General features: G+C 37.6%; 10 protein-coding genes and 1 pseudogene. 3 read left to right on the forward strand and 8 right to left on the reverse strand.

The window, feature by feature from the left end; genetic code table 11:
- Positions 1 to 537: 537 nt before the first annotated feature.
- Positions 538 to 1,494 carry a rod shape-determining protein MreC gene (locus NEOC65_RS03095; RefSeq protein WP_213155687.1) on the reverse strand — a complete coding sequence of 319 codons (957 nt, stop codon included), beginning with the start codon at positions 1,492 to 1,494 and terminating at the stop codon, positions 538 to 540.
- Between the two features lie 50 nt (positions 1,495 to 1,544).
- Entirely contained in the window at positions 1,545 to 1,688 is a 144-nt protein-coding gene (locus tag NEOC65_RS03100) for a hypothetical protein (RefSeq protein ID WP_213151507.1), read from the reverse strand.
- Positions 1,689 to 2,119: 431 nt separating this feature from the next.
- Here NEOC65_RS03100 and NEOC65_RS03105 point away from each other — a divergent pair.
- Positions 2,120 to 2,986 (forward strand): annotated as a pseudogene (locus tag NEOC65_RS03105) (IS5 family transposase).
- A gap of 569 nt (positions 2,987 to 3,555) precedes the next feature.
- On the opposite strand, the gene NEOC65_RS09700 reads toward NEOC65_RS03105, so the two are convergent.
- The 6 genes from NEOC65_RS09700 to NEOC65_RS03130 all read right to left on the reverse strand — a co-directional run bounded on the left by NEOC65_RS09700 (position 3,556) and on the right by NEOC65_RS03130 (position 13,441).
- Positions 3,556 to 3,687, reverse strand: coding sequence for a hypothetical protein (locus tag NEOC65_RS09700; protein WP_283248271.1), 132 nt, complete (start codon positions 3,685 to 3,687; stop codon positions 3,556 to 3,558).
- Between the two features lie 441 nt (positions 3,688 to 4,128).
- Positions 4,129 to 5,262, reverse strand: coding sequence for a leucine-rich repeat domain-containing protein (locus NEOC65_RS03110; RefSeq protein ID WP_213155688.1), 1,134 nt, complete (start codon positions 5,260 to 5,262; stop codon positions 4,129 to 4,131).
- 538 nt (positions 5,263 to 5,800) lie between these two features.
- On the reverse strand, positions 5,801 to 7,141 hold the full coding sequence (locus tag NEOC65_RS03115; protein WP_213155689.1) for a leucine-rich repeat domain-containing protein: 1,341 nt from the start codon (positions 7,139 to 7,141) through the stop codon (positions 5,801 to 5,803).
- 534 nt (positions 7,142 to 7,675) lie between these two features.
- Positions 7,676 to 8,740 (reverse strand): leucine-rich repeat domain-containing protein, encoded by a 1,065-nt coding sequence (locus NEOC65_RS03120; RefSeq protein ID WP_213155690.1) that lies wholly within the window; start codon positions 8,738 to 8,740, stop codon positions 7,676 to 7,678.
- 617 nt (positions 8,741 to 9,357) lie between these two features.
- The gene (locus NEOC65_RS03125) at positions 9,358 to 11,103 is read right to left on the reverse strand and encodes a leucine-rich repeat domain-containing protein (RefSeq protein ID WP_213155691.1); all 1,746 of its coding nucleotides are present in this window, start codon (positions 11,101 to 11,103) and stop codon (positions 9,358 to 9,360) included.
- 541 nt (positions 11,104 to 11,644) lie between these two features.
- Positions 11,645 to 13,441: an MFS transporter gene (locus tag NEOC65_RS03130; RefSeq protein ID WP_213152330.1), complete on the reverse strand. Its 1,797-nt coding sequence runs from the start codon at positions 13,439 to 13,441 to the stop codon at positions 11,645 to 11,647.
- A 625-nt stretch (positions 13,442 to 14,066) separates the two neighbouring features.
- Between NEOC65_RS03130 and NEOC65_RS03135 the strand changes: the two genes are divergently transcribed.
- Both NEOC65_RS03135 and NEOC65_RS03140 read left to right on the forward strand, forming a co-directional pair.
- A complete protein-coding gene (locus tag NEOC65_RS03135) occupies positions 14,067 to 17,489 on the forward strand; it encodes an exodeoxyribonuclease V subunit gamma (protein WP_213152331.1) in 3,423 nt (1,140 codons plus the stop codon).
- 157 nt (positions 17,490 to 17,646) lie between these two features.
- The gene (locus NEOC65_RS03140; protein ID WP_213152332.1) at positions 17,647 to 18,468 is read left to right on the forward strand and encodes a hypothetical protein; all 822 of its coding nucleotides are present in this window, start codon (positions 17,647 to 17,649) and stop codon (positions 18,466 to 18,468) included.
- Positions 18,469 to 19,249 lie beyond the last annotated feature (781 nt).

Raw genomic sequence — 19,249 nt, forward strand, 5'->3', positions numbered from 1 at the left:
AGGAGATAAGAAAAATTATAAGTCATTGAACTGAAAAAAAAATATGAAAAAAATATAGAAAACTTATTCAAGCAAGCCAAGTAGCCACGCTGATTAAGAAGAGAAAGCCTTAAATCTTAATCCTTGTAAAAAAAGTGACCAGCAGTCTAAAAATAAGCTAGCATAAGAGAAGCTTATCCTCACCTCTTTCTTTCTAAAACCAAGTTAATACACTTTTGAGCAACTCCTTATGCAGCCCCGTATTTTATAAAATTCTTTTTGTTAAATACAAATATATGCCTCAGAGGGGTGGGTAGGCAGACTAAGTTATTTATAAGACTATAAAAGAGGATGCCCTAAAACCCTTCTTTTACCTTATTAATTCATCTTAATATCAGTCTAATTATCGATAGATAAACCCAATTTTCTCCTAAAGGGATTAAGCCACAGGCTTTAGAATTTCTTCAATAATGTGCACAAGGATGTGAGTAAAATAAGGGTTTTAAGCTATCATTTAAATTGTAATTTTAAAAGATAAGATAAAAGGAAATTAAAAATTTAGCGTGAATTAGGCTGATCTTTTCCATTAAATTCTGATGGGGCTATAACATACACCCAAGTTAGGTCATCTAAATTTCCTATCGTGGGTTTAGCCTCTAATTCGAAGGCGAAATCTCCTTCCCTTAAAAGATCTACTTTTGTCACTATTGCTACCTTAAGGCCAGCTGGAAAGACTCCATCCATGCCTGTAGTCACTAAAAGATCGTTTACCTTTATTAAAGGCATAGCTTTTTCTTGTGAAGAACCTATAGGCTCCCCAGAACGTAAATCGCGTGCAGGCCCCTGCTCATCTTCGAAATCATAATTAAAACCTGACCCACGAAGGAGATGGCCATCTGTTCGCCAGATAGGACGGCTCTGTCCTCTAATTTCCCCTTTAGCTAAATACCAGGTATGCTTTTTTTCCAATAGCTTTGAACGCAAATGGCGCAATACATTTTCTGCTAGCATTTTTTCCCGCCCATTGTCAAACAACTCTTCATGGGCATGTATATACGCAATTAGATCAGGAATATATTCTGCGATAGCTTTACCCTGCTCATAACCTCTGGCCACACGCACCGAAGGTACAAGCCCCGAATCTGTAATCAGCCTCACACGTGATTGCCTTTTTCCCATATAATCTATTACACCTACCACTGAATCACCGACCAGTACAGGACTGTTCTTAGCCACCAAAGGGCTTTCATAGACTTCATTCGTTTCCTCTCCCACGTTAATCCACAAGGAACTATTCCAGGTTCCTAGAGAACGAAAGATTATACGAGCTGCTACTGCATCGTAAGAGGGTTCTTGAATCTCAGGCATGCTATTTTCATGTAAATCTATAGGCATTAGATTTTTTAATTCTTGCTTTTTTTGCCCTTTTAAATGACTTAAGCCTTCCCACATAGGAGAGAGAATAGCCAAAGCCCTTCCGCGCATCCACTCAGAAGTCGTTAGGGGGAGACTCATTGTAAGTAAAAGCAGGACGAAAAGAATCAAAAAAGGTTTGGAAGTTTTTCTCATTGGACGATGGCTAGGGAAGGAATAATATGCAGAAGAGTATTAATTGCTATACCACGGATTCTTGTATGGCTATTAGGCCTCCTATAAATGGCATAGTCTTTTTGAAGAAGCCCTTCTTGCTCTGATATTAATTCACTCATAGCAAATGCTCCTCTTATTTATAAGGTTAGAATTCTTAATCTTTTGAGCTCCTAAACATTCCTTTTAACATACAATGCATTTTCATTATAAGCAAGCATGTCTACTCTGAGTTCCTCTATCTAAACTGTTTTTTAGAGCTATCGATTACAAAATTGCGGCTATTAGCCGACCTCTATACATACACGACATACAGGGGAGGGGTAAAACAAGCAGAATAGAGCTGGCTTAATGAAGCTTTAAATACTTCTTTAATTATGTGACCTAATAAAAATCACCCATTTACTCGTATCACAAGCACTAGGGTTGTAGATTTTACTAGAGGAAAAATATTGCTTTTAGCATGAATGGAAAAGGAAGGGCGACAGATAATAGACTTCTTGCTTAATTAAATTTTTGCTATTTTCTTATCCTTTAAACTAAGGAAAAAGATATGGAGAAATATGAGGAGCTTAAAGTGCTGCCTGCCGAACAATTTAGAAGGCTGACAGGGGTAAAGCGTGAAACATTTGAAAGAATGGTCGAGGTTTTAGTAGAAGCACAAAACAGAAGATAGAGAAGAGCAGGAAGAAGAGGCGGGCTAAGTATCCAAGACAAGCTTTTGATGGCGTTGGAGTATTTAAGAGAATATCGAACTTATTTTCATTTAGGTAGAAGTTATAGATTGAGCGAAAGTGGTTGCTATCGAGCATGTAGATGGGTGGAAGACACATTAATTAAAAGTGGGGAATTTTCGCTTCCTGGAAAGAAAGCTCTTCTGGAAAAGGATAGTGAATACGAAGTAGTGCTTATAGATGCATCAGAATCACCTGTAGAGCGACCTAAGAGGAGAGTTAAAGAAAAAAAAGATAAGGAATCGCAACAACAAGCAGAAGCATTTCTATTCAGGAAAAAAGAAAAGGCATACCCTAAAAAGTCAGGTGGTGGCCGATAAGAAGAGTAGGAAAGTTATTTGTACGGCCTTTAGTAATGGTAAAAAGCATGATTATAAGTTGTTTAAAGAAAGTAAGGTGCGCTGGACTGATAACCGCTGCGCGATAACCGATAGTGGATATACAGGTATAAAAAAACTTCAAAGAAACTCCAGGCTACCAAAAAAATCTAGAAAGAGAAAACCGTTAACTCAGGAAGAAAAAAGCAAAACCAAGCAATATCTTCGGAAAGAGTAATAAACAAAAATGTGATTGGGAGTTTGAAAAGATTTAAAATCATAAGCGATAGATACAGAAATCGAAGAAGAAGGCTTGGTTTGCGCTTTAATCTTATTGCGATGATCTACAACTATGAAATTGAAATTTAATTACTCAAGAAGTCTAATATATTTGTAGAGCGTTCGCGAAGGCCGGTTAAGTATGAAGATGTATATCTAAGAGATTACCAAGACGAGCTTGAGGCCTATCAAGGACTTATCAAATATTTTGAGGTTTCCAATAAAAACCTTCCCCATTACTTTTTAGAATACAAGACCCTAGCAAAAGAATATGGTGTAATAATTTATTATGAAGCAATACGAGATTTACTGGAAGAGTTAGATAAAAGACAGTCAACCTTTGTGGCTCAAATTCCTGGAAACCATGCCTTCTGGCCTCTAGATATTCCTTTAAATTCTAGTCAGAACATTAGAGGCCAACCAAGAAAATGCCTCAAAAGTTACCGATAGAAGCTTTAAGCCTCCTTCTGCCAAGAAATGGCTAAAAAAATTGATAAAGGAAGGATGTAAGTGGCAAAAGGTAAAACTTAATCTTCAATCGAAGAAATATAATAAAATGACGACCATACGGGTTAAAAAACGATCACAGAGGCATTTTATAGGCCAGAAGTTGAAAGATGGCTAATCATGGAAAAGTTAGGAAACGATCAATATAAATACTATGTTTCCAATGCCTCAAAAGATACTTCCTCAAGAATATAGTAAATAGATTTATGAAAGATATAGAATTGAGCAAGGCTATCAGCAGATGAAAGAGGAATTAGAATTAAATCACTTTGAGGGACAGTCATGGCTAGGACTCCATCATCATCTGATGTTACGTTTTATGGCTTATAGCTTCTTAACCGTATTGAAATACCAGGCAAAAGGTAAAATAATCTCTATGCTCTGCCTCAAGTAAGAAGATTGATTAACAGCTTATTTTGCATTATTATTTCTCCTTCTTGCCAAGCTATTCATGGCTCATCTAGAAGGCTATTTTTTGATACATCCCAAGTTTAACAAAGTAATACTATCACAACCATCAGAATTTTAGTTCGTCAGCTCTGCTTTCCCAGCCATAACACTCTGCAGAAAAAGAGAGAATCTTCTTGCCATTATAAATGTGTAGGTTAGCTTAAGCTTACTTAGTTGCGGGAAGGAAAGCGGATGACTTGTTTAAAGATAAGATGGCTAAAAGTTTTTTTATTTCATTTTAGCCCATCCCAATTTAAAAAGTAGTTATGGCCATTCTACAATTGAAAACGCTGCCTTATTTCTTCTGCAATATCTTTCAAAGGATTTGCCGCTAATTCAAGACTGGTAAGTTGAGACAGTTGCCCGATTTCTGCAGGCAGAGCGGTGAGCTGGTTTTGGCTTAAGCTAAGCGATTGCAGCTTAGCCAGCCGCCCGATTTCTGCAGGCAGAGCGGTGAGTTGGTTTTGTTTTAAGTAAAGCCATTGTAGCTCAGGCAGCTGCCCAATTTCTCCAGGAAGGCTGGTGAGCTGGTTTTGATTTAAAATAAGCTCTTGCAGCTGAGACAATTGCCCGATTTCTGCAGGCAGGCTGGTGAGCTGGTTTTGATTTAAGTAAAGCCATTGTAGCTCAGACAGTTGCCCGAGTTCTGCAGGAAGGCTGGTGAGCTGGTTTTGATCTAATTGAAGGTTTTTTAGCTGAGACAGCTGCCCGAGTTCTGCAGGAAGGCTGGTGAGCTGGTTGTTGTTTAAGAAAAGGTCGTACAGCTGAGACAGCTGCCCGATTTCTGCAGGCAGAGCGGTGAGCTGGTTTTGGCTTAAGCTAAGCAATTGCAGCTGAGACAACTGCCCGATTTCTGAGGGTAAATAAGTCACGCCTGCTTTAGATAAATCTAAAGCCGTGATGTTTTTACAATTTTCTTCAATCCAATCTCTAAGTAGCTCTCCTTTTTTTTCTAGAGGCAAGTGCTTAATTTCTTCTCGGCTCAAGTATTCTTCCCCACCAGGAAGTTTTTCCCAAAGTAAAAGGCGATTAATATTCAGCAGATAAGAGGAGTAGTTAGCTAAAGTAAAATATTTTTTTTCTTCAGTCTTCCATTTAAATTCTAGAGGAGAAAGAGAACTAGCTAGAGTAAAGATTTGCTTAAAAATTGCATTTACCTTTGCTTTTTTGGAGAGGCTACTTTCTAGCTTATACATCCTATCTAAAATAAAAGCCTGCTTGTTAATATCCTCTTGGGAAACATGTACTTTACCTATTTGCTTATAAAGGGAAGGCATCACCTCAGAAGCCAGCAGATGATGCCATCTTTTACAGACGCTAAATAAGGAAGGAACTGCGCAGGCCTCTAAGATAGGGAGCAGCAATTCATTGGGCAAACTTTCAATAGATGTCGAAGAGATAGGATGCATTTTATCTCCCTGGGTAGTGATGACCTTTTATCATTTTTATTTTTTTAAGACAGAATAAAAAAATTAAAAAAGCAAGTCAAACCAATTCGTATCTTTATCAAGGAAAAACAACTCAAAGATAATCCACCACGCTTTTATTTCAGATAGATTTAAGGAAAGGGGGGGCCTTCCAAGCATTTAGGAGCAGCCACAGGTCCTGGGGATTAAGTGACGCGGCAATTGTGGTTCGGTTAAAAGAATGAGATTGATTCTTTGCCTTATTTGAGAAAAACGGCTCTTTTTGGCGCAATGTTTTAATTCTTCTATCAAATGATGGAATACAATACGCCTAGCTTCTTCCTGTCAAGAAAGGTTGTTCTCCCAGCCTAGCAATCTGCAGAAAAAGAGAGAAACTTCTGGTCATTATAAATATATAGGTTAGCTTAAGTTACTTAAGTTACCGGAAGGAAAGCGGATGACTTGTTTAAAGATAAGATGGCTAAAAGTTTTTTTTATTTCATTTTAGCTCACCCCCATTTAAAAAATACATAGGGCTATTCTACAATAGAAAACGCTGCCTTATTTCTTCTGCAATATCTTTCAAAGGATTTGCCGTTAATTCAAGCTTGGTAAGCTGAGACAATTGCCCGATTTCTGTAGGCAAACTGGTGAGCTGGTTTTGTTTTAATCCAAGATTGTTAAGCTGAGATAAGTGCCCGATTTCTGCAGGCAGACTGGTGAGTTGGTTTTGGCTTAAATCAAGCAATTGCAGCTTAGACAACCGCCCCATCTCTGCAGGAAGGCTGATGAGCTGGTTCTTGTTTAAGTAAAGGCATTCCAACTCAGACAATTGGCCTATTTCTGCAGGTAGACTGGTGAGCTGGTTTTGATTTAAGTCAAGCCCTTGCAGCTGGGACAATTGACCTATTTCTGCAGGCAGGCTGGTGAGTTGGTTTTGGCTCAAATCAAGCAATTCCAGCTTAGACAAACGCCCCATCTCTGCAGGCAGACTGGTGAGCTGGTTTTCTCCTAAGTAAAGGCATCCCAACTCAGACAATTGGCCTATTTCTGCAGGCAGAGCGGTGAGCTGGTTTTGATTTAAGTGAAGTATGCGCAGCTGAGATAACCGCCCGATTTCTGCAGGAAGACTGATGAGCTGGTTCTTGTTTAAGTAAAGTCCTTGTAGCTTAGACAGTTGCTCAATTTCTGTAGGCAGAGCGATGAGCTGGTTTTGATTTAAGTCAAGCCTTCTCAACTGAGATAGCTGCCCGATTTCTGCAGGTAGAGTGGTAAGATGGTTTTCTATTAAGTCAAGCTCTCGCAGCTTAGATAACTGGCATATTTCTGGGGGTAAATAAGTCAAGCCTAATCTAGATAAATCTAAAGCCGTAGTATTTTTACAATTTTCTGTAATCCAATCTCTAAAGAGCTCTCCTTTTTTCTCTAGAAGCAAGTGCTTAATTTCTTCTCGGCTCAAGTATTCTTCCCCACCAGGAAGTTTTTTCCAAAGTAAAAGGCGATTAGTATTCAGCAGATAAGAGAAGTAGTTAGCCAAAGTAAAATATTTTTTTTCTTCAGACTTCCATTTAAACTCTAGAGGAGAAAGAGAACTAGCTAGAGTAAAGATTTGCCTAAAAATTGCATTTACCTTTGCTTTTTCGGAGAGGCTACTTTCTAGCTTATAAATCCTATCTAAAATAAAAGCCTGCTTGTTACTATCCCCTTGGGAAACATGCACTTTACCTATTTGCTTATAAAGGGAAGGCATCACCTCAGAAGCCAGCAGATGATGCCATCTTTTACAGACGCTAAATAAGGAAGGAACTGCGCAAGCCTCTAGGATAGGCAGCAGTAATTCATTGGGCAAGCTTTCAATAGATGCCGAAGAGATAGGATGCATTTTATTTCCTTGGATAGTAATGGCCTTTTATCATTTTTATTTTTAAAGGCAATATAAAAAAATTAAAAAGGCAAGTCAAAACAATTCGTATCCTTATCAAGGAAAAACAACTCAAAGATAATCCACCACGCTTTTATTTCAGATAGATTTAAGGAAAAGGCGGGGGCCTTCCAAGCATTTAGGAGCAGCCACAGGTCCTGGGGATTAAGTGACGCGGCAATTTTGGTGTGTCTAAAAAGAATGAGATTGATTCTTTGCCTTATTTGAGAAAAGCGGCTCTTTTTGGCACCTTGTTTTAATTCTTCTACTGAATGATGAAATACAATACGCCTAGTTTCTTCCTGTCAAGAAAGGTTGTTCTCCCAGCCTAGCAATCTGCAGAAAAAGAGAAAAACTTCTTATCATTATAAATCTGTAGGTTAGCTTAAGCTTGCTTAGTTGCGGGAAGGAAAGCGGATGACTTGTTTAAAGATAAGATGGCTAAAAGTTTTTATTTCATTTTAGCTCACCCCCATTTAAAAAGTACTTGTTATTCTACAATTGAAAACGCTGCCTTATTTTTTCGGCGATATCCTTCAGAGGATTTTCTGCTAATTCAAGCTTGATAAGCTGAGACAGCTGCCCGATTTCTGCAGGAAGGCTGGTAAGCTGGTTTTGATTTAAGTAAAGCCATCGCAGCTGAGGCAAACACCCGATTTCTGCAGGCAGACTGGTGAGTTGGTTTTGATTTAAATAAAGCCCTCGCAGATTAGACAATTGCCCGATCTCTGCAGGAAGGCTGGTGAGCTGATTTTGATTTAAGTAAAGCTGTATCAGCTTAGACAATTGACTGATTTCTGCAGGCAGACTGGTGAGCTGGTTTTCTCCTAAGTAAAAGCATTCCAATTCAGACAATTGCCCGATTTCTGCAGGCAGAGTGGTGAGCTGGTTTTTATTTAACTCAAGCGTTTGCAGCTGGGACATTTGACCGATTTCTACAGGCAGACTGGTGAGCTGGTTTCGATTTAAGTAAAGGATTTGCAGCTGAGACAACTGGCATATTTCTGGGGGTAAATAAGTCAAGCCTGCTTTAGATAAACTTAGCAAAGTTAAGTCTTTACAATTTTCTTCAATCCAATCTCTAAGAAGCTCTCCTTTTTTTTCTAGAGGCAAGTGCTTGATTTCTTCTCGGCTCAAGTATTCTTCCCCATCAGGAAGTTTTTTCCAAACTAAAAGGCGATTAATACTCCGCAGATAAGAGGAGTAGTTAGCTAAAGTAAAATATTTTTTTTCTTCAGACTTCCATTTAAACTCTAGAGGAGAAAAAGAACTAGCTAGAGTAAAGATTTGCCTAAAAATTGCATTTACCTTTGCTGCTTCTGAAAGCTTTTCTTCTAGCTTATAAATCCTATCTACAATAAGAGCCTGTTCCTTAACATTTCCTTGAGGAACATGCACTTTACCTATTTGCTTATAAAGAGAAGGCATCACTTCAGAAGCCAGCAGATGATGCCATCTTTTACAGACGCTAAATAAGGAAGGAACTGCACAAGCCTCTAAGATAGGGAGCAGTAATTCATTGGGTAAGCTTTCAATAGATGCCGAAGAGATAGGATGCATTTTATTTCCCTGGATAGTGAGGACTTTTCAGCATTTTTATTTTTTAAAGACAATATAAAAAAAATTAAAAAAGCAAGTCAAACGAATTTGTATCCTTATCAAGGAAAAACAACTCAAAGATAATCCACCACGCTTTTATTTCAGATAAATTTAAGGAAAGGGGGGGCCTTCCAAACGTTCAGGAGCAGCCACAGGTTTTGGAGAGTAAGTGAAGCGGCAATTTTGATTTGGCTAAAAGAATGAGATTGATTTTTGCCTTATTTGAGAAAATGGCTCTTTCGGGTGCAATGTTTTAATTCTTCAAACGAATGATGGAATACAATACGCCTAGTTTCTTCCTGTCAAGAAAGGTTGTTCTCCCAGCCTAGGAATCTGCAGAAAAAGAGAGAAACTTCTTGTCATTATAAATGTGTAGATTAGCTTAAGCTTGCTTAGTTGCGGGAAGGAAAGCAGATGACTTGTTTAAAGATAAGATGGCTAAAAGTTTTTATTTCATTTTAGCTCACCCCAATTAAAAATTACTTATGGCCATTCTACAATTGAAAAAGTTGCCTTATTTCTTCTCCAATATCTTTCAAAGGATTTTCCGCTAATTCAAGCCTTTGCAGCCGAGATATTTACCCGATTTCTACAGGAAGGTTGGTAAGCTGGTTTCGATTTAAGTCAAGCCATTGCAGCTGAGACAACCGCCCGATTTCTTCAGGCAGAGTGATGAGTTGGTTTTGATTTAAGTAAAGCCTTTGCAGCCGAGACAATCTCCCGATTTCTTCAGGAAGGCTGGTGAGCTGGTTTTGATTTAAGTAAAGCCTTTGCAGTTGAGACAACCGCCCGATTTCTACAGGAAGGCTGGCGAGCTGGTTTTGATTTAATTCAAGCGTGTACAGCTGAGACAACCGCCCGATTTCTGCAGGCAGAGTGGTGAGCTGGTTTTGATTTAAGTAAAGCCTTTGCAGCCGAGACAATCGCCCGATTTCTGCAGGCAGGCTGGTGAGCTGGTTTTGATTTAAGTCAAGTTCTTGCAGTTGAGACAACCGCCCGATTTCTACAGGAAGGCTGGTGAGCTGGCCTTGATTTAAGTCAAGCCTGTGCAGCCGAGACAGCTGCCCTATCTCTGTAGGAAGGTTGGTGAGTTGGTTTTGATTTAAGTAAAGCCATTCCAGCTCAGACAGCTGTCCGATTTCTTCAGGCATACTGGCAAGCTGGTTTTGATTCAATCCAAGCCCTTGCAGATGAGACAATTGCCCAATTTCTTTAGGCAGACAGGTGAGCTGATTTTGATTTAAGTAAAGCACCCGCAGCTGAGACAGCTGACCTATCTCTGCAGGAGGGCTGGTGAGCTGGTTTCGATTTAAGTCAAGTTCTTGCAGCTGAGACAAATGCCCGATTTCTGCAGGCAGACTGGTAAGCTGGTTTTGGCTTAAATTAAGCCATTGCAGCTGAGACAATTGCCCGATTTCTGCAGGCAGGCTGGTGAGCTGGTTTTGATTTAAGTAAAGATGTAGCAGATTAGACAGTTGCCCTGTTCCTGCAGGCAGGCAGGTAAGCTGGTTTTGGCTTAAATTAAGCCATTGCAGCTGAGACAATTGCCCGATTTCTGCAGGCAGGCTGGTGAGCTGGTTTTGATTTAAGTAAAGACATCGCAGCTGAGACAATTGCCCGATTTCTGCAGGCAGAGTGGTGAGCTGGTTTTGGTTTAAGTAAAGCCCTTGCAGCTGAGACAATTGCCCGATTTCTGCAGGAAGGCTGGTGAGTTGGTTTTGGCTTAAATCAAGCTCTTGCAGCTTAGATAACTGGCATATTTCTGGGGGTAAATAAGTCAAGCCTAATCTAGATAAATCTAGAGCCGTAGTATTTTTACAATTTTCTTCAATCCAATCTCTAAAAAGCTCCCCTTGTTTTTCTAAAGGTAAATACTTGATTTTTTCTTGACTTAAGTATTCCGTTCCACCAGGCAGTGTTTTCCACATTAGCAGGCGATTAATATTTATAAGATAAGAGGAATAATTAGCTAGCGTATAATATCTCTTTTCCTGGGTTTTCCATTTAAATTCTAACTCTACGGGAGCAAGAGATTTAGATAGAGCAAAGGCTTGCCTAAAGATTGCCTTGACTTTTTCTATTTCTGAAGGTCTATCTTCTAGCTTATAAATCCTATCTACAATAAGAGCCTGCTCCTTAACATTTCCTTGAGGAACATGCACTTTACCTATTTGCTTATAAAGGGAAGGCATGACTTCAGTAGCTAACAGGTGGCTCCATCTTTTACAGACGCTAAATAAGGGAGGAGCTACGCAAGCCTCTAAGATAGGGAACAGCAATTCATTGGGCAAGCTTTCAATAGAGACTGAAGAGATAGAATGCATTTTATCTCCTTGGGTAGTGACGGTTTTTCAGCATTTTTATTTTAAAAGGCAATATAAAAAAATTAAAAAAGCAAGTCAAACGAATTCATATCCTTATCACCAGGTGTGTGTGTGTACCAGCTAACCGCCGATTCAGCCTCTTTGCTCCAGCAAAAAAAATAATCACTTATTCCCAGAACCATTTTTTTAACGTCGCCAGCCTCAAACATGATGTAAAAAATGCAACCGGCCTACAATCTAGTCAGGAGGCTTTTATCAAAATTATTTGACAAATACTTTACCTAGCAATTTTCTCAAGTAATCAAGCGTATAAGTAGCATTTTGTCTAGCTTCTGCCGCACTTCGCTTTGGACTAAAAGCTCTTATTATGTTAGCAGCTATTAATTAGAGCATAAACCGCTTTAAATCATGCCAAACAACCTAAAATTTGAATTAAAATGTGGAAAAGAATGATTGATAGGGCATCGAATAAAACTTAAAAAGATAGAATTTTGAATTAATCTTGCAAAACCTGTCTAAAGACCACTACTACTAATATATTTTAGTCTGTAACTAAACAAAGTTCATCTTCAAAATCGTCAGGTATGGGCTGTTCCCCTGGTATTTTAGTATTAAAAGCGATGGAAGCAGGAACACGAAACTTTTCCATCAGCCAGACAAACCAACGGGCCTTTTTATCTTTCATCCCTTTAGAAATAATGACGGGAACAATAGAATAATAGGTTTCATCTAGAATTTTCCTAAAGCTATAAGAATGATTTAACTTCTCGATCTCTTCTTCAATAGCTTCATTTTCTACAAAAATACATACTGAGATTCCCTTGTCCAGCGTCTTTTTTATTGCCATTAAGCATGCTGTATTTCTCTCTAAAGGCTCTATGTCAGGGATAAAAACGACACGTAATAAACGATAAAGCCGGCGCATAAACTTACTGCTATGCCCTTGTTCTTGCTCAATAAAGAAACGCAATCGCCTGCGCTGCGCGCCTAGCATCAGCAAGGTGTCATTCCAGGCGGTATGAGAACAAACATAAATGGTAGGAGTCTCAGGAATGTTTTCTAGACCATAATAATTTACTTGGAAATGCAAACGTGAAAGAATCATTCCAATAAAGCGCGCTAAGTAATCGAAGTACTGATAGCCAATTAGCACTGTAATAAATAAGGTAATGGTTCCAATGATGCTAAAGCTTTTATCAGGACTATATTTTAACATTTCTTCTGTCAAATATAACATAATTGAAGCACACAGCACGCCTATATAACTTAAAAAGTTGGTGGCCGCCACAATTTGTCCTCTATTTTTCTTAGGGCTGGCAACTTGCACATAAGAATCTAAAGGTATCTCATATATTCCTCCAAAAAAACCTACTAGAATCACTAGACCCATAACCATCACTAGATTGTGAGAAAACAAGTCAATCATAAAACAACAAATAGCTACTCCCAAGGCTGCAATAGGAACTAGCCCTAATTCCACCATTTTACCAGATATCTTTCCAGCCACTACTGATCCCGTGCCAATTCCTAATGCTGTTAAAAGGAATAGATAGCCGCCTTGAATATCAGTCAGATGGAGAGATTGGGTGGCAAAGGGGATCATGTTGAGTTGAACAAAAGCACCTAAGAATAGAAAAAAAGCCGAGCCGCATACTGCCATTAATAAGGAAGGATGCAAACTAGCAAGCTTTAAGTTGCTATAAATGTCATAGAGGAATCGAGCATCGTATTTCTTCAAAGAGCCTGCTGGAGGAGTATACTCAATACAAAAGCTTGAAATCACCCCTACTAAAGCAATAACCGTGCAAAATATAGCCGCTACAATGAAATTTCTTCCCGTGATATCTACTAGGAAAGAGGCAAAAAACGTACCCGATATAATAGCCAAAAAAGTAAAAGAGGCCATCAACCCATTGGATTTAGAAATCTTATCATGCGGCACTAATTCTGGTAAAATTCCATATTTGGAGGGACCGAATAAAGCAGTTTGAGCAGCCATCAGAAAAAGAATAAGATAAGATCCCCAGCGGCTTTCATACCAAAAAGCTAAGATACCTAGCATCATAACCATTAATTCTAAAATTTTAGTGAAAGCGATAATATTTCTTTTACTACAGCGATCAGCTAATACGCCTGAAAAGGCAGAAAATAGCAGAAAGGGCAGTACAAATATAGCTCCTGTTAAAGCTAAAATTTTATGTCCATTTTCAATCCCTTCTTGATCAATTAAGAAGTAAACAATCAATAGCTTATAAATATTATCATTAAGCGCCCCCAAAAATTGAGTGACATTTAAATAGGTAAATGAAGAATATTTGCGAATAAGAGAAGTTAACATATTAAACTTATATATTATTTAACAATTTTTACAGTATGGGCAGTGAACTCTTAAGACTCAAGCAAAAAAATAGGATTGGTATTATATAAGGGATGAGAGGAAAAAGTTTCTAGATTTAGACTTTAAAGGCGAAAATCCTTTAGGCGAGCTACCAACCTTATAGGGTACGCGGTGCGAAAAGATTCCTTTTGATCTTAGGCTCCCTTAAGGCTCAAAGCTCAAGAGAAAAAACACAATAGATTTGCAGCCATAAAGCTTGAAGATAAAGTAGCTTTTCTTATAAATGATATTAATTTAAGCTCACTTATACGATTTAAAAAAAATACGCCTAAAGTTTTTTAAGAGACGATTGGCTTTCCACTCGCTACCGCTTTACCTTAAGAAGATCCAAGATTGCAATTACCTAAGCTGCTGCTCAAAAGCGTATAACTTTTAACTTAATGTCTAAATAGACATTTTCTAGCTTCTACACTCAATCTCTAGCTATCTTTTAAAGCCTAGCTTCCTTCTTTTTTTCCCTAGAACTAGGGCTTAAGCAATATATTTTCTTCACAATTTTGTTGCTTGCTATTACAGTGGTTACTTAACGACTAGATAGTTTAAGCTGTTGGTAGAGTAAGCACTTATGATTAAAACTTTTTATAGCAATCGTATTGAAATTCTTTATGATCATCTTAAACAAGGCCTTTTTGGCAGATCCTCTCCCTTTGCACGACGCGTTATCATCGTTCCTACACTGGCCATTAAATCTTGGCTGATTTTGCAATTGGCTAAAGATCCGGAGTTAGAAATTGCCGCTGGTCTAGAAATAATCTATTTGGAGGAGGCTCTAAAAAAGCTTTCTAATTATTTTTCTTCACAAAAAAATTCTTTCTATTATCCTAATGAATTGGAATTAACTTTAGCCATTGAAGCTCACATTCATAAAATGGCTTTTGCTTGGAATACTCTTTCTCCAGCTCAACGAAGGAATTGGTATCCTTTATTCGATTACTTGAAAGTTAATGTTAGCTCCGGCCCCTCTCTTCTATTCTCTAAACGCAGTGCAAAACGTTTAGCCCTATTAGCAGAAACTGTAGCTCAGCTTTTCATGGACTATGGAAAATATGGGAAAGCAATGGTCAACAAATGGAACTCTGATGAGCAAGGATGGCAGCAAGATCTCTGGCAGTCACTCTTTTCCTCCCAGGATAACAACTGGAGTTGTTCTTATCACGAGCCTATTCTGGCTAACGATTCCTTCATCGAATTCCAAGTTCATCTTTTTTCAATTAGCTTTATGGCTAATAGTGATTATTTACTCTTTGAAAAAATAGCCGAGCAATATTCTGTTAATTACTATTTACTATCTCCCTGCTCTATATTTTGGAGCGATATTTTATCTGAAAAAGAAGCAAAAAAAATACAGCAATTTTGGAAAAAGCAAAAGGTTCTTTCCTCTGAGCAGCAAGAGCTAGAAAACTACTTACGCGATAAAAACTTTTTGTTAGCCAATTGGGGCAAGCTAGGACGTAAAATGTCTGAGTTACTAGAACAAAAGGAGCAGGAAACTTATGCTCAGTATGCTCTGCCTCAGTGTCTGCAGATGGAAGAGATTTATTCTGATTACCTCGATGATAATTTAATCTGGGAAGCAAATAAGCATGCCCCCCATCTTTTAGATTATATTCAAGCTGATTTACTGTTCATGCGTAATCCAGAAAATGCCAAAAAAATCCTTATTTCTAACGATACTTCTATTCAACTTCATTGCGCTCCCACAAGACAACGAGAAATTCAAATTCTTTATAACAACCTTTTAGAACTTATTAAAAAAGAAGGGGATATAGAGGCCTCTGATATTATCGTGATGGCCCCTGATATCACTGTCTATGCTCCTTATATTCGACAAGTTTTCGGCGCCCAAAATCCTCGATTAGATTACCAACTACTCGACATGCATGCACTTGCTGAAGATTCGCTTACTAAACAGTTTTGGCATCTGCTTAGTCTTCCTTCGGGCCGCTGGGATGCCGAAGACATTTTATATTTATTCAATTTCTCGACCTTTCAAAAAAAGCACCAAATCTCTGCTGAGGAAGTTTTGCAAATACGCACCTGGTTGGAAGATGTAGGGATCCACTGGGGGGGAGATGCACTTCATCGTAATGAGCTTCTCCAGCAAAGGCATTGCCAAAACATGGTTGAAGATACCCTCAAAGGGACTTGGGAAGGGGGGTTTGCTTGCTTACTCTTAGGTTTAGCTATGGATCAGCTGCCTAAAGATTCTACAGCTTTGATTCGCCCTAATCATGTGGAAACTAGCCAAGCAATCTTGTTAGGAAAATGGATCGCTCTCATGCGAGCTTTAAAAAAAGACTTAAAAAGCTTGGTCGATGGTACAAAAAAAAGTTATCAGGAATGGATTTTAGAGTTACAACGCCTTATCTATACTTATCTTGTGGACAACGACACAGAAGAGGAAGAAAACGAGGATTTATTTAATCAATTAGAAGCCTTTACCCAAGCAGCCTGTTGGCTTCCTGATCATAAAGTCTGCTTTGATGCTTTAAAAAAGCATTTAGAGACTTACCTAAATCACCGGCATTTTACTTTTCAAGAAAATCATCTGCAAACTGTTAAATTTTGTTCAATGTTACCTATGCGTTCTTTACCTGCTAAGGTTATTGCTTTAATAGGTATGAATGAAAGCGTGTTTCCACGTAATGAAAATAGCTCCTCTTTAAATTTAATGAAAGAAAGCAAGACCTGCGACTACTGCCCTACCCGCAATGATTATGACCGTTATCTATTTTTAGAAGCGCTGTTATCTGCCAGAAATTATTTTATTTTAAGTTATACGCATTACACAGGAGACGAAGGAAAAGATCAGGCTCCTTCTCTTGTAGTGATCGAACTTCTCCATTATATAGATCAAGCTTTTGTGCATGCAAAAGGTAAAGTCTCGCCTACCCTTACTTACACCCATCCTTACCGCTCCTTTGATTACCAATACTTCTCTCCAGAAACGCACCTTCCCAACTACTCTTATTATGATTATCAATTAGCCTCAAGTTATTATCTTGCTGACAAAAAGGGTCGTCATCAGTTTCTTCACGATTTTACTCCGCAAATGAAAGTAGAGTTTAATTTTCCTGAAATTGTCCTAGAAATACATCATCTCAAAACTGCTCTCCAAAATCCTATTAAAAGCTTTTTTAACAAAAACTTGGGAATGTTTTTAAGAGAAGAAGATCATTGTTTGCAAACAGAAGAGTCTTTTGTGGTCAATCATTTGCAAATGTTAGATTTTAAAAAAGCTTCTTTAAAAAACAGTGTTAATGAGGCGATCATCCAGGCGGAAAGACAAGGAAAATTTCCTTTAGGCCTTTTCAAGCAAGTAGCCCTTTCTTATATCCATAGCACAATCGCTAAATACCACGAAACTCTTTCCAAGCTTAACGTTGATGTGAGCAAAATTTTTGAGATAACCTTGCATGAACGCTATCATTTTCCTGTCCAGGACGAGAAAGGGTGGAAGCTTCCTCCTCTAGAAATTTATTATAAAGATCGAGTACGTATAAAAATTGTGGGGAGTTTAAGTGAAGTTTCTGAGCAGGGGTTAATTGCCAACATTAGCGGCAACAAAAATGATATCCTTAAGCCCTGGGGAGAATTTGTTATTCTTAGCTGCCTTATCGATCATTATTCCCTTCCTTTGGAAAAACAGCTATTATGCTCAAAAAGCGGCAAAATTAAAAAAGCTTATTCTCCCCATGCTTTTTCAGAGCTAGAACATATTTTAGAATATTACTTTGAAAGTCTACATAATGTATCTCCTCTGACACAAGAATGGCTATACGATTTAGTATTTCACGATCATCAGAGAGTCCAAGCCTCTATGCATCAATCTTTGAATGATAGCTTTAACCCTATCTATAATAAATATCTTCAATGGGTTTGCCGCCCATACCCCTTAAATGCAGCTAATATGATTGAAAATTGGCAACCAAAAGCCCATTCTCTATTCTCTAGACCCTATCAGGAATGGATTTCTCCAGAAGAATAAAAAAAATACTTATTTAAAATTATTAAGCCAGCTACAATTTTTTGTTAGTTTGTTGCTTTAAGTATTCTCTAGATACCTATAGATACTTAAAAATATCTCATAGAAAACACTACGATCTAATTAGGGCGTTATTAATTTAATAAAAATAGACCTTTATATGAATACGCATTCTTTAACTCCTACATTCTCTCACCCGCCTAATTTACCGAATATAGAGCTTTCAAAAAAGAGCCAGTTAAAGGAGACTACAACCGATCATTCAAAAATTAACGCTACCGTTCAACAGAGCCTAGAGCCTTTAAAGCTTACAAGGCCTTTCCTCTCTTCTTTATCGATAAAAATTTCCGACAGCCCTTTAGCAATTACCTTATTATCTAAGCTCCAGGAAATTAATCTTTTGCAACAACACTATTACCTATCCTCCAAAAACACGTGGAACAATATTCCCTGCTTTTCTAGCTTTATTATGCCTCTTTTAAATGCTAAAAATCTTTTAATCCGTCCTGCAACCCCTTCCGAGGCAAAAGATTATTATTCCAATGCACCTATCATCTGTACCTATCCAATGATTGTAATAACTTCAGGATTAGATACCACAGCATTATTGGGTGCCATCGAATATTGGTATAATCCCGAAACTCACAGGTGCGGAATCAATACTTTACAAATTCATAAACTTAAAAAGGAAAACTCTCTAGTAGAAGAGCTGCTTTTTCTATACATCATTTTTGCTGCTAAAGAGCATAGATGTCAGGAAGTTTTTATATGTTTTGAAGAGGAAGAGGAGGCACATGTATACATCCCTTATGGATTTCTTCCCGATGATTGTGAAAGTGAGGAGAAAGAAGAATGGAAGAGCTTATCTTTAGAAAAGCAAAGTGAAAAGATAATGGTAGAAGAAGGCGGGCATTGTTGTTTAAAGTTAAGTGAAGAAAATATGATTTTAATTAATGAAAAATTAAACGCATTACTAAAATAAAATGGCTAAAATGTTAATTAGAAAAATATAATTTACAATTATTTGTTTTTTTTTAATTTTTAAATTCCTAGCCCTAAACTTTAAAAACTATTTTTATGCTCTTTTTTTTGCCTAAAAGAGATAAAAAACCTAAGGCTAGTCTTTAGCATTATTGATAGTTTGTGGATTTGCTCCTGATGCAATCGCTTGCTTTATAAAAAGAGACTTAGTAGTAAAGTAACAGCTTTCAAAGGGAGGAGCATGCAAATTTCAAAGCCTATTAGAGGTTATCTTAAAAATTTTCTTTTGTCTTATTAATTTAGCTTAACATCTACTTAATCTCGATAAATAGATTTAATTCTCCCTTTAGAGTGGTTTAAGCTACCCGCTTTAAGATTGCTTTAATAAGGTGCAAAAAGATAAAGGGAAGAGAGGGATTTTAAGGTATCTTCTAAAAGAGCTCTGGTAATTTTCCAATAATTTTTCTTTAAGAAGAAGTAAAAAGACTCATCTATTTTTTTGCCTTTTATTGATGCTAATTAGTGCTTTTTATCTCTCCTTTGTATTGATGTACCTAACGCCCATGAAGAATATGAAAAAAGAGGATAAGGTGATAGGAGAGGAGAAGATTAAAAGATAGTTAAAAAGGATAGGCATTATTCAGATTACACAGCTTTAGCATTTTAGCAAAAACTAAAGAAAAAACGAAAAATCTTTCACTTAACTCCTCTAAAGCAAATCTTTTAGATCCAATTAAACCTCCTATTTTGCTATGCTTCATTTCTCTACTTTATTAGTTTTC

This window comes from Neochlamydia sp. AcF65 (genome assembly GCF_018342435.1).
GTDB lineage: Bacteria > Chlamydiota > Chlamydiia > Chlamydiales > Parachlamydiaceae > Neochlamydia.

Bases quoted from the DNA above. Each gene is read 5' to 3' on its own strand.
- NEOC65_RS03100 (WP_213151507.1), bottom strand. From the start codon at position 1,688: ATGAGTGAATTAATATCAGAGCAAGAAGGGCTTCTTCAAAAAGACTAT.
- NEOC65_RS03115 (WP_213155689.1), bottom strand. From the start codon at position 7,141: ATGCATCCTATCTCTTCGGCATCTATTGAAAGCTTGCCCAATGAATTA.
- NEOC65_RS03140 (WP_213152332.1), top strand. From the start codon at position 17,647: ATGAATACGCATTCTTTAACTCCTACATTCTCTCACCCGCCTAATTTA.
- NEOC65_RS03135 (WP_213152331.1), top strand. From the start codon at position 14,067: ATGATTAAAACTTTTTATAGCAATCGTATTGAAATTCTTTATGATCAT.
- NEOC65_RS09700 (WP_283248271.1), bottom strand. From the start codon at position 3,687: ATGACTGTCCCTCAAAGTGATTTAATTCTAATTCCTCTTTCATCTGCT.
- NEOC65_RS03095 (WP_213155687.1), bottom strand. From the start codon at position 1,494: ATGAGTCTCCCCCTAACGACTTCTGAGTGGATGCGCGGAAGGGCTTTG.
- NEOC65_RS03130 (WP_213152330.1), bottom strand. From the start codon at position 13,441: ATGTTAACTTCTCTTATTCGCAAATATTCTTCATTTACCTATTTAAAT.
- NEOC65_RS03110 (WP_213155688.1), bottom strand. From the start codon at position 5,262: ATGCATCCTATCTCTTCGACATCTATTGAAAGTTTGCCCAATGAATTG.
- NEOC65_RS03120 (WP_213155690.1), bottom strand. From the start codon at position 8,740: ATGCATCCTATCTCTTCGGCATCTATTGAAAGCTTACCCAATGAATTA.
- NEOC65_RS03125 (WP_213155691.1), bottom strand. From the start codon at position 11,103: ATGCATTCTATCTCTTCAGTCTCTATTGAAAGCTTGCCCAATGAATTG.